Here is a 12355-nt window from a genome sequence, read left to right as displayed (position 1 = left end):
ACAAAAACAGCCCCCCCCACGGTCGCCCACACACCTTCAACACTGTGGAATAACCGCGTTCCCATCAAATGTGTCCATACCCGTGGCCGTCACGAGCGGGGCACTACCGCACTCCCCCTACAAAATGTGAAGGCCGCGCGGTGACGAGCACACCGCCCCTTCGGCTAACATTCGCCCATGCCGCATACCACCACGACTCCGCCCGCATTGCAGGATGGCGACCTGCTGGCCGCCATCGACCTTGGCTCCAACAGCTTCCACATGGTCATCGCGCGCTACACGCTCGGCCAGCTGCGCGTCATCGACCGCCTGCGCGAAACGGTACGCATGGCCGATGGCCTTGATGGCAAGGGCGGCCTGTCCACCGCCGCACGGCAGCGCGCGCTGGAATGCCTGGCCCGCTTCGGCCAGCGCATCCGCAACGTGCCCCCGCACCGCGTGCGCGCCCTGGCCACCAACACCGTGCGCCAGCTGCGCTCTCCGCAGTCGTTCCTGGTGCCGGCCGAAACCGCGCTCGGCCATGCCATCGAAGTGGTCAGCGGCCGCGAAGAAGCGCGCCTGATCTACCTCGGCGTGGCCCATGCACAGCCGCCCAAGGCCGACCAGCGCCGCCTGGTGATCGACATCGGCGGCGGTTCCACCGAATTCATCATCGGCAAGGGCATGCAGACCCTCGAGCGCGAGAGCCTGCAGGCCGGCTGCATCGCCAGCACCCGTCGCTTCTTCCCCGGCGGCAAGCTCAGCCGCAAGCGCTGGAAGGACGCGCTGGCCGAGATCGGCCGTGAGTTCCAGCCGTTCGCCAGCAAGTACCGCGCGCTGGGCTGGCAGGAAGCCCTGGGCTCGTCGGGCACGCACAAGGCGATCAGCGAGATCTGCGCCACGATGAAGCTGAGCAAGGGCGCGATCACCGCCGAAGCCCTGCCGCAGCTGCGCGACGAACTGCTGAAGGCCAAGAAGATCGACGACATCGTGCTGCCCGGGCTGTCCGCCGACCGCCGGCCGATCATCGCCGGCGGCATCCTGGTGCTGGAGGCCGCTTTCCAGGCGCTGGGCCTGGAGAAGCTGCTGGTCAGCAAGGCCGCCATGCGCGAAGGCATCCTGTACGACATCGTCGGCCGTGCCGGCGAGAACGATCCGCGCGACGAATCGGTGGCGGCGCTGACCCTGCGCTATGGCATCGACACCGTGCAGGCCGACCGCGTGCAGGACACCGCCCTGTCGCTGCTGGAGCAGGTGCAGGAGCGCTGGAAGCTGGATGCCGACGACGCCCGCATGCTCGGCTGGGCCGCGCGCCTGCACGAGCTGGGCCTGATGATCGCCCACAGTGGTTACCACGTGCATGGCAGCTACGTGCTGGAGAACTCCGACATCGCCGGCTTCTCGCGGCAGGAGCAGCAGATGCTGGCCGCCCTGGTGCGCAGCCACCGGCGCAGCGTCGGCAAGTCGGCCTTCGATGCCCTGCCCGAGCGCCTGCTGCTGACCGCGCGCCGCCTGACCGCCCTGCTGCGGCTGGCCGTGCTGCTCAACCGCGCCCACGAAGACGCGCCGCTGCCGAAGCTGGAACTGACCGCCGACGAGACCCGCCTGTCGCTGATCGTGCCGCAGGCCTTCATCGACCCGCGGCCGCTGCTGCGCGCCGACCTGATCGGCGAGACCGAGGGCCTGGCCGGACTGGGCATCCAGTTCCGCCCCTTCGTGGCCTGACCCCGGCGGCCTGGCATCGCCAGCCGCCGCGACGCCCCATCCCGACACTCCCCATCCCGACCTGACGACGGCCCCTGACGGGGCCGTTTTCGCGTGCGCGTTTGCGCACTTTTGAAGCTGAATGGGCATTCAGGCTGCCGGACTGTGCCGAATCTGGCGACAGCACCGTGACCCTAAGGCCTTGCTTTTATTAAGTTTAGATGAAAGCCGCGCGACAACTTTTGACACACTTGGCAACAACCCCTTTACATCTGGTTAACGAACGAGAATAAATCGAAGTCACCGGCTCAGTCGCTTCGACCCGAACCGCTATTTGCAGGGCCCCTTTGGCCCTGCGCCCACAGCTTCACAGAGAGAGAGACGCGATGACTTCACGCACCACCGTGCTGGGCAAGGCGATCCGCCAGGCCCTGATCGTCGGCACCGCAACCATTGCGCTGCCCGCATTTGCCCAGGACGGCGCCCCCACGACCCTCGACCGCATCGAAATCACCGGCTCGCGCATCCGCCAGGTCGACGTGGAGAGCGCGAACCCGGTGCTGGCGATCTCGCGCACCGATATCGAGCGCCAGGGCTTCGCCTCGGTGTCCGACATCCTGCAGAACGTCACCGCGATGGGCAGCCCGACCATCAGCCGCGCCAACGTGCTGACCGCCGGTGAGAACGCCGGTGGTACCTACATCGACATGCGCAACCTGGGTACCCAGCGCACCCTGGTGCTGGTCAACGGCAAGCGTCTGGGCATCAGCACCTCCGGCTACCAGGACATCTCGACCCTGCCGGTGTCGGCCGTCGAGCGCATCGAAGTGCTGAAGGACGGCGCCTCGGCCATCTACGGCTCCGACGCCATGGCCGGCGTGGTCAACATCATCACCCGCCATGACGTGACCGGCGTGACCGCCAACGTCTACCACGGCCAGTACAGCCAGGGCGACGGCGGCCGTGACCGCATCGACGTGGTCGCCGGCTGGTCCAACGACCGCGGCTCGATCACCATCTCGGCCGAACACGCCGAAGAAAAGGCCGTGTGGGCCAAGGACCGCTGGTTCAGCGCCTTCGGCAACACCGACCGCCATCCGACCGAAGGCTGGACCACCGTCAGCCAGTACGGCCAGATCACCGGCCTGAAGGGCCCGGGCTGCGCCGCCACCAGCTGCGGCTACTCGCTCAACCGCGGCAGTGACCCGCTGAACCCGGCCAACTACCACATCACCAATCCGAATGCGCCGAATGGCGATGTCAGCAACACCAACGAGCAGATGCACCTGAACTATCCGCTGAAGCGGGATTCGGTGTTCGTCGATGGCCGCCTGAACATCACCGACGCGATCCACTTCAGCACGCAGCTGGGCTACAACAAGCGTGACTCGAGCCGCCAGATCGCCGGTTACCCGCTGCAGTCGTCCACCGCCGGCATCGGCGCGATGTCGGTCAACAGCTACTTCAACCCGTTCGGCAGCCAGCACGGTTATGCCACCCCGACCGCCGTGGCCTGGAACCACCGCACCTGGGAAGTGCCGCGCGTCAGCGACAGCTCGCTGAAGACCTACCGTGCCGTGGCCGCCTTCGGTGGTTCGTTCGATATCGGTGAGCGCTTCTTCGACTGGGAAGTGGGCTACCAGTACAACAAGAACGAGCTGCGCCAGCACGCCACCGGCAACCTGCACAAGGAACGCGTGAAGAACGCGGTCGGCCCGTCGTACTACAACGCTGCCACCGGCAAGGTCGAGTGCGGCACCGCTGCCGCGCCGATCGCCAACTGCATGGTCTGGAATCCGCTGGTCGCCGCAGGCGTGGTCAGTCCGTACGGCCTGACCGGCAACCAGGCGCTGATCGACTACCTGATGCCGGCCGAAGATTCCTCCGGCAAGACCGTCGGCAAGAACTTCTTCGCCTCCATCGCGGGCAGCATCGTGACCCTGCCGGGCGGTGACCTGGGCTTTGCATTCGGCCTGGAAAACCGCAAGGAAACCGGTGAGTTCATTCCCGATGCCCTGGCCCAGACCGGCGCCACCACCAACCTGGCCTCGGGCCCGACCGGTGGCGGCTACCGCGTCAACGAAGCCTACCTGGAGCTGAATGCGCCGTTGCTGGCCGACCTGCCGGGCGCGAAGGAGCTGTCGCTGAACGCAGCGACCCGCTTCTCCGACTACGACACTTTCGGCAACACGCTCAACAGCAAGTTCGGCTTCAAGTGGAAGCCGCTGGACCAGCTGCTGGTCCGTGGTACCTGGGCCGAAGGCTTCCGCGCGCCGACCATCAATGACCTGTACGGTGGCGGTTCGGAAACCTTCACCACCGGTTACGCCGATCCCTGCGACACCGTGTACGGCGCTTCGCGCACCAGCGCCGAAGTGCGTGCCCGCTGCGCCCGCGACATCGCCGATGCCAACAACTACCGCCAGCTGAAGCAGGGCCTGGTGCCGATCACCAGCAGCACCGACCAGACCCCGGTGCCGTTCACCAGCGGCTCCAACCCGCTGCTGCAGCCGGAAACCTCCAAGAGCAAGACGCTGGGCCTGGTGTGGAGCCCGAGCTTCATCCCGAACTTCAACGCCTCGCTGGACTGGTGGAAGATCCGCATCGACAACACCATCGTTGCCGACAGCCCGAACCAGATCCTGATCGACTGCTATGAGCAGGGCGTGACCTCGCGCTGCGCACAGTTCACCCGTGATCCGGTCAACGGCATCGTCAACAAGCTGACCTACGGCAACCGTAACGCCGGCTTCCTGGAAACCGAAGGTTACGACATGGACGTGACCTATCGCTGGGATACCGATTCCTACGGCAAGTTCACCAGCGCCTGGTCGACCACCTACGTCAGCTCGAACATTTTCCGTTCGACCAACGACACCACCGTGGTGCCGACCCCGACCAACGGCATCGGCAGCGGCTTCCGCGTGCGCTCCAACCTGACCGTGGGCTGGGACCTGGGCAACTTCGGCGTCACCTGGACCGCGCGTTACTACTCCGGCGTCAAGGAGCAGTGCCTGAGCGTCAGCGCGCATCCGGACGAGTGCTCCGATCCGGGCGTGCGCGCACCGTGGTACGCCGGTACCCGCAACTACAACGAGCGTGGTTCGGTCACCTTCCACGACGTGCAGTTCCGTTACAGCCTGCCGTGGGATGCCACCGTGTCGGTCGGCGCCAACAACGTGTTCGAGAAGTACGGCCCGGTGATGTACACCAAGCCGAACTCGGTGTTCTCGTACTACGGTGGCTACGACATCGGCCGCTTCGTCTACATGAAGTACCAGCAGCGCTTCTGATCCATCGCGCCGCCGCAACACCACGACCACGGCCCTTCGGGGCCGTGGTTTTTTTTGTCGCCAATGAACTGCTCTGCGCTGCACTGGTGAGGCTGCCTGGTGTTCTTCCGTGGCATGTCTTTCTGCGCCGCAGCGCGCGCAAGGTATTGAACGTGCGCAGGTAACGCGAAATACGACACTCCTGGTGCGGTGTCTGGTCGCTTTCCGCCTTTACGGAATTTGAACCCTGCGCGTTAGTGGGATGCCGTCGCGACGCAGGTCGTGGCGGCCGGACCGGCCCGCGCTTCGGGTGTCCGTTTCCACACATAGAGAGAGAGACCGCATGACGCCGAGCACCTCCCCGTTGGGTTGGGCGATCCGCTGTGCGCTGGCCACGGCCGGCACCGCCGCCGCCCTGCCCGCACTGGCCCAGGATTCCCCCGCCCCGACCACGCTGGACCGCATCGAGATCACCGGTTCGCGCATCCGCCAGGTCGACCTGGAAACCGCGCAGCCGGTGCTGACCATCAGCCGCGCCGACATCGAGCGCCAGGGCTTCAACTCCGTCGCCGACATCCTGCAGAACCTGACCGCGATGGGCAGCCCGGCCGCCAGCCGCGCCAGTCCGTTGTCGGCGGGCGAGGCCGCTGGCGGCAGCTTCGTGGACATGCGCGGGCTGGGCGCACAACGCACCCTGGTGCTGGTCAACGGCAAGCGCATGGGCATGACCACCGGCGGCCTGCAGGACATTTCCACCCTGCCTGCTGCGGCCGTCGAACGCATGGAAGTGCTGAAGGACGGCGCATCGGCCATCTATGGTTCCGATGCGATGGCCGGCGTGGTCAACATCATCACCCGCCGCAACGTGGAAGGCATCAGCGCCAGCATCTACCAGGGCCAGTACAGCCAGGGCGACGGCGCCCGCACGCAGTACGACGTGGTGGGCGGGTGGTCCAATGACCGCGCCTCGATCAGCTTCGCCGCCGAGCACGTCGAAGAGAAAGGCGTGTGGGCCCGCGATCGCTGGTTCAGCGCCTACACCAACACCGACCGCCATCCCGCCGATGGCTGGACCTCGGTCGGCCAGTGGGGCCGCATCACCGGCTTCAATGGCCCGGGCTGCGCCAGCAGCCGTGGCTGCAGCTACTCGCTGGATCGTGGTGCTGCGCCCGGTGGCCCGGGCAGCTTCCACCTGAGCGATGACACGCCGTTCACCGGCGATGTCAGCAACAGCAACGAGCAGATGCATGTGCAGACGCCGATCAAGCGCGATTCGATCTTCGTCGATGGCCGCGTGGCGCTGACCGATGCGCTGCACTTCAACACCCAGCTGGCCTACAACCGACGCGAGACCACCCGGCAGATCGCCGGCTACCCGTTCCAGTCCGGCGCCGCGGGCATCAATCCGATGTCGAAGGACAGCTGGTTCAATCCGTTCGGCAGCCACCACGGCTACCAGGCACCCAGCGACGTGAACTGGAACCGGCGCCTCTGGGAAGTCCCGCGCGTGAGCGTCAGCGACCTCACCACCTGGCAGGGCGTGGCCGCGTTCGAGGGCAGCTTCGAAGTCGGCGCGCACGGCTTCGACTGGGAAGCGGGCTACCAGTACAACCGCAGCGAACTGACCCAGCGCGCGACCGGCAACCTGCACAAGCAGCGCGTCGAGGATGCCACCGGCCCGTCGTTCTACAACGCCGCGACCGGCAAGGTCGAATGCGGCACGCCGGGCGCACCGGTGGCCGGCTGCATGCCGTGGAATCCGCTGGTGCCCTATGGCCAGCATGACGCCAATGGCCTGGCGGGCAACCAGGCCCTGATGGACTGGCTGTTCCCCGAGGAGATCAGCCGCGGCCGCACCACCAGCCGCAACCTGTTCGCCACCCTGAGCGGCACCGTGCTGACCCTGCCGGCCGGCGACCTCGGCATGGCCGTGGGCCTGGAGAGCCGCCGCGAGGACGGCCGCTTCATTCCCGACCCGCTGGCCCAGACCGGCGCCACCACCAACCTCGCCGCGGGGCCGACCGGCGGCGGCTATCGGGTGGATGAGGCCTACCTGGAGCTGAGCGTGCCGCTGCTGCGCGACCTGCCCGCGGCGCACGAGCTCACCGTCAATGCCGCCACCCGCTATTCGGATTACAGCACCTTCGGCGACACCCTCAACAGCAAGTTCGGCTTCACCTGGAAGCCCATCGAGCAGGTGCTGCTGCGCGGCACCTGGGCACAGGGCTTCCGCTCGCCGACCATCGCCAATCTGTATGGCGGCGGTTCGCAGACCTTCACCACCGGCTTCCGCGATCCCTGCGACACGGTGTACGGCGCCGCCGCCAGCAGCCCGGCCGTGCGTGCGCGCTGCGCGGCCGACATCGCCAACGCCGACAGCTACCGCCAGCTGGGCCAGGGCAACGTGCCGATCGAAAGCAGCAGTGGCCAGACTCCGCTGCCGTTCACCAACGGCTCCAACCCCGACCTGCAGCCGGAAACCGCCACCAGCCGCACCCTCGGCGTGGTCTGGAGCCCGGGCTTCGCGCCCGGCCTGAACGTCGCGCTGGACTGGTGGAAGATCCGCATCGACAACACCATCGTCGCCGACCACCCCAACGACATGCTGCGCGACTGCTATGAACTGGGCATCGCCGAACGCTGTGCCGGCTTCACCCGCGACCCGGTGCTGGGCATCGTCGACAGGCTGACTTACGGCGTGCGCAACAGCGGCTTCCGCGAAACCGAAGGCTACGACCTGGAACTGAGCCATCGCTGGGAAACCGACTGGGGCACCCTGCGCACCGACTGGAAGAGCACCTACGTGGTGTCCTCGCTGGAACGCAGCACCAATGACATGGACGTGGTACCGACACCGGGCAACGGCCTGGCCGGCGCGAGCGGCATCGGTTTCCGCACCCGCTCCAACCTGTCGCTGGACTGGGAGCGCGGCAACTTCGGCATCAACTGGGGCCTGCGCTACTACTCGGCGGTGAAGGAACAGTGCTTCAGCCCGCGCCTGCATGCCGACGAATGCTCGCACCCGGGCCAGCAGGCGCCGTGGTACAGCGGCGTGCGCAACTACAACCGCCGCGGCTCGACCACCTTCCACGACGTGCAGGTCCGCTACTCGCTGCCGTGGGACGCCACCGTCTCGGTCGGTGCCAACAACGTGTTCGAGAAGTACGGCCCGATCATGTACACCCAGCCCAGCGCCAACTTCTCCTATTACGGCGGGTATGACATCGGCCGCTTCATCTACATGAAGTACCAGCAGCGCTTCTGATCCACGGGACGGCCCTTCGGGGCCGTGCTCCGCTGGCCGGCGCGGCCGTCATCCGACGGTCGCAATGTGGTCACAACCACTACATGGGCAGGGCCGAGCATGCCGGAAAACCGGAGGCCCGCCATGCGCCATGCCATTGTCACCGAGACCTATCCGCCGGAAGTCAACGGCGTCGCGCTCACCGTGCAGGGCCTGGAGCAGGGCCTGCGCGCGTCCGGCCATGAGGTCGACCTGATCCGTCCACGACAGGCCAGTGAAGCGCTGGACGCGGCGCCCGGCCCGCAGCTGGTGCCGGGCGCCGCCCTGCCCCGCTACCCCGGCCTGCGCTTCGGCCTGCCCGCGCCGATCCGGCTCGGCCGGCACTGGCAGCAGCAGCGTCCCGATGCGGTCTACATCGCCACCGAAGGCCCGCTGGGCTGGTCGGCGCTGCGCACCGCCCGCCGCCTTGGCATCCCGGTGGCGACCGGCTTCCACACCCGCTTCGACGAATACCTGCCCGACTACGGCGTGGCCTGGCTGCAGACGGCGGCGATGCGCTGGATGCGCCGCTTCCACAACCAGGCCGATGCCACCCTGGTGCCGACCCGCGAACTGCAGCAGTTCCTCACCGACCAGGGCTTCGAGCGGGTGCGCCTGCTGGCCCGCGCCGTCGACAGCCAGCAGTTCGAACCCAGCCGGCGCGATCCCGCCCTGCGCGAGGAATGGGGCGTCGACGGCAACGGCCTGGTCGCCATCTACGTCGGCCGCATCGCCGCCGAGAAGAATCTCGGGCTGGCGGTGAAGGCGTTCCGCCGCCTGCAGCAGGTGCGGCCGAAAGCGCGCTTCGTGTTCGTCGGCGACGGCCCGGCGCGCGAGAAGCTGGCGCACGAGAATCCGGATTTCATCTTCTGCGGCATCCAGCGCGGCGACGCCCTGGCCCGCCACTTCGCCAGCGGCGACCTGTTCCTGTTCCCCAGCCGCAGCGAGACGTTCGGCAACGTGACCCTGGAAAGCATGGCCTGCGGCCTGGCCACGGTGGCCTTCGATTACGGCGCCGCGCGCGAGTACCTGAGCAACGGTGAAAACGGCGCGGCCGTGGATACCGACGAAGCGTTCGTCGAGGCGGCCGTGCAGCTGGCCAGCGACGATGTGCTGCGCCGCGAACTGGGCAGCAACGCCGCCCGCGCGATGAAGCGCCTGCACCCGCAGCAGGTGGTGGCCGAATTCGAAACGCTGCTGGCCGAACTGGCCCAGGCACGGAGGACCGGACATGCGCACAACGCCGCTTGAAGGACTCGCCGGCCGCGAAGCACGGCTGTGCCGCCGGGCAAACCACTATTGCCGGCGCCGCCGCGTGCGTCGCCTGTTCTCGGTCATCAGCCGCCTGGGTGATGGCGTGTTCTGGTACGTGCTGATGGGCGCACTGGTGCTGGTCGATGGCTTCGACGGCCTGCGCGCGTCGGTGCACATGGCCGCCACCGGCCTGGCCGCCCTGCTGCTGTACAAGGGCCTGAAGCGCTGGACCCGGCGCCCGCGGCCGTACGCGGCCGACCTGCGCATCCGCGCATGGGTGGCACCGCTGGACGAGTTCAGCTTCCCTTCCGGGCACACCCTGCACGCGGTGTCGTTCACCATCGTGGCGCTGGCCTACTACCCGTGGCTGGCGCCGTTGCTGGTGCCCTTCACCTTCGGCGTGGGCCTGTCGCGCGTGGTGCTGGGCCTGCACTACCCGAGCGACGTGCTGGCCGCCACCGGCATCGCCGCGCTGCTGGCCGCGGCCAGCCTGGCCTGGCTGCCGCTGCCGGTGTGATATGGCTGGATTAATTCCGGGGGGTCGGATCCCTTTCCTGCGGAAAGGGCCCTGACCCCGGCACGACGCGGCGAGCCGATGCCCTAGAATGACTGCATGACGACGCTGTTCATTTCCGATCTGCACCTGGACCCCAGCCGTCCAGCCATCACCGACCTGTTCCTGCGCTTCCTGCGCGAGGACGCGCCCGGCGCGGACGCGCTGTACATCCTGGGCGACCTCTTCGAAGCCTGGATCGGCGATGACACGCCTTCGCCGGCCGCCGACGCGGTGGCCGATGCGCTGAAGGTGCTGTCCGACAGCGGCGTGCCCGTGTTCTTCATGCGTGGCAACCGCGATTTCCTGCTGGGCGAAGACTACGCCCGCCGCGCCGGCCTGCGCATCCTGCCCGACCCGTGCGTGATCGAGCTGTACGGCCGTGCGGTGATGCTGCAGCACGGCGACCTGCTGTGCACCGATGACATCCCCTACCAGCAGTTCCGTGCGCAGACCCGCGACCCGGTGTTCCAGGCGCAGTTCCTGTCGCAGCCGCTGGCCGCACGCATCGCCTTTGCGCAGAAGGCGCGCGATGCCAGCCAGGCACGCCAGTCGGAGATGAAGCAGGGTGACCGCGCGCAGTTCGAGACGGTCACCGACGTGGCCCCGCCCGAAGTCGAGGCGACTTTCGTGCGCCATGGCGTGGACACGATGATCCACGGCCACACCCATCGCCCGGCCATCCACACGCTGCAGGCCGGCGGCCGCAGCTGCACCCGCATCGTCCTGGGCGACTGGTACGAACAGGGTTCGGTCCTGCGCGTGGATGCCGACGGCTGGCGCCTGGATTCGCTCAAGCGCGAATGACGGATTGCCGGGTGCCCACCAAGGTTGGCATCTACCAGAGCGCGCAGGCCGGTAGACGCCGACCTTGGTCGGCGGGTGCCATCCGGTAACCGCCTCAGCGGAAGCCGGCCACCGTCTGCTTGGTGGTGACCAGTACGCGCTGGTTGTCGGCCGAACTGGCAATGCCCATCGGGATGCCGTTGTAGCTGATGTTCGGGTTGGACCAGTAGTTCAGGCGCGGGCAGCCACGGGTGCAGTCATAGGCCATGATCGTGCGCCAGCCGGTACCGCTGGCCGGCTCGTAACGGTAGCCGTGGCCGAACGCATACGGCGAGGTGCTCGGATCGTTGGCGATGTCATGCCGGGCACTCTGCAGGTGGCCGATCTCGTGCGCGAAGGAGTAGTAGCCCGTCGCGCAGTCCCAGTACACCGCCGCGAACGCCGTCGCCGCGGTTGAACCAATGCCCGAGGCCAGGCCGCAGTAGCTGGTGTTGTTGATCAGCAGCACGCCGACATCCGCCGTGGTGGCGTTGCGGCTGGCATGGATGCTGTCCATGTAACCGTCGCTGGTGTTGCGGAAGCGGGTGAGGTCGGTGGTGAAGTTGCCCGACTCGGTGTAGCTGGTGGTTTCATAACCGGCCAGCTGCATGGTGATGCCGACGTTGCTGTTGGCATACCCCTGGTTGGATTCGGCCACTGCCAGCTGCACCAGCGATTGCATGTTGCCGCCGTAGGCCGCCACCGCCGCATTGGTGGCCACCACCAGCACGCGGATGGTGGCCGGCGTGCCCGACGAGGCCTGGGCGATGCCGAGGCGTTCACTGTCCCCCATCGGAATCTTCGGCAGCTGGTTGTAGTCGGCCGGATGATCGGCCGGCATCCGGGTTTCATCCACCGCCACCAGGATATGGCGGTCGCCCAGTGGACGCAGGCGGTACAGCTTGCCGTCCTTGCGGATCGAGCCGGTGAGGGTGTTGCCCGAGCGCACCACGATCAGCGACTTGCCCGGGTCGTCCTGGCCGTTGGAGGTGGCCTTCTGCAGACGGTCGGAGGGCGTGCGGATCTGCCCGTACCAGACGCTGCCGCCATCGGGCAGTGACTCGACCTTGCTGCGGATCGCCTGCACCTTCTGTCCCAGCAGCTCGAATTCCAGCTGCGGCTGCGCGGTGGCGGCCGCATCGATGCGTACTTCCTGCACGGTGGCGGTGGACGGCGTGGACAGCAGCCGGGCCAGCGCGGGATCACTGCCGGCCGAAACGCGGCTGAGGATGGTCACCGGTTCAAACAACGGCGCGGCACTGGCCGCCGCCGCCACCGAAAGGCCCAACAACACGCCAACCGCCGTTCTACCCATCGATCTGGACATCATTCTGGTCGCTCCTGAAGTGAGGTGGACAGCCTTGATGCATCACGACCCGGTTTGCCGAGTCTGGCCATTCGGCCCGTCCGGCGCATGTGAATTCAATAGAAGATGCCTGTTGGAATCCGGATCTGTGATGGAGCGCAGCAGCGTTCAGTCAGGTA

The 12355-nt window shown here is 67.3% G+C and carries 7 protein-coding genes; 6 read left to right on the top strand and 1 reads right to left on the bottom strand.

The annotated features are described in order from the left end of the window. Positions 1-177: 177 nt before the first annotated feature. The 6 genes from ppx to lpxH all read left to right on the top strand — a co-directional run bounded on the left by ppx (position 178) and on the right by lpxH (position 10852). Positions 178-1704: an exopolyphosphatase gene (ppx, locus tag ACVOK1_RS11590; RefSeq protein WP_200752974.1), complete on the top strand. Its 1527-nt coding sequence runs from the start codon at positions 178-180 to the stop codon at positions 1702-1704. A 365-nt stretch (positions 1705-2069) separates the two neighbouring features. Then, entirely contained in the window at positions 2070-4976 is a 2907-nt protein-coding gene (locus tag ACVOK1_RS11585) for a TonB-dependent receptor domain-containing protein (protein ID WP_481562139.1), read from the top strand. Between the two features lie 322 nt (positions 4977-5298). After that, positions 5299-8220: a TonB-dependent receptor domain-containing protein gene (locus ACVOK1_RS11580; RefSeq protein ID WP_481562138.1), complete on the top strand. Its 2922-nt coding sequence runs from the start codon at positions 5299-5301 to the stop codon at positions 8218-8220. 123 nt (positions 8221-8343) lie between these two features. Next, positions 8344-9489 carry a glycosyltransferase family 4 protein gene (locus tag ACVOK1_RS11575; RefSeq protein ID WP_481562137.1) on the top strand — a complete coding sequence of 382 codons (1146 nt, stop codon included), beginning with the start codon at positions 8344-8346 and terminating at the stop codon, positions 9487-9489. Then, entirely contained in the window at positions 9470-10009 is a 540-nt protein-coding gene (locus ACVOK1_RS11570) for a phosphatase PAP2 family protein (RefSeq protein ID WP_108767881.1), read from the top strand. The genes ACVOK1_RS11575 and ACVOK1_RS11570 overlap by 20 nt, the downstream gene beginning before the upstream one ends. Before the next feature lie 96 nt (positions 10010-10105). Beyond that, the gene (gene lpxH / locus ACVOK1_RS11565; RefSeq protein WP_481562136.1) at positions 10106-10852 is read left to right on the top strand and encodes a UDP-2,3-diacylglucosamine diphosphatase; all 747 of its coding nucleotides are present in this window, start codon (positions 10106-10108) and stop codon (positions 10850-10852) included. A 94-nt stretch (positions 10853-10946) separates the two neighbouring features. Here lpxH and ACVOK1_RS11560 read toward each other — a convergent pair whose 3' ends face one another. Then, positions 10947-12200, bottom strand: a complete 1254-nt coding sequence (locus ACVOK1_RS11560) for a zinc-dependent metalloprotease (protein ID WP_481562135.1) — start codon at positions 12198-12200, stop codon at positions 10947-10949. Between the last annotated feature and the right edge of the window lie 155 nt (positions 12201-12355).

The sequence above is a fragment of the Stenotrophomonas sp. STEN087 genome (assembly GCF_056759115.1).
The sequence above is the reverse complement of the archived record's forward strand: the minus strand, read 5'-3'. Positions and strand labels throughout refer to the sequence as shown.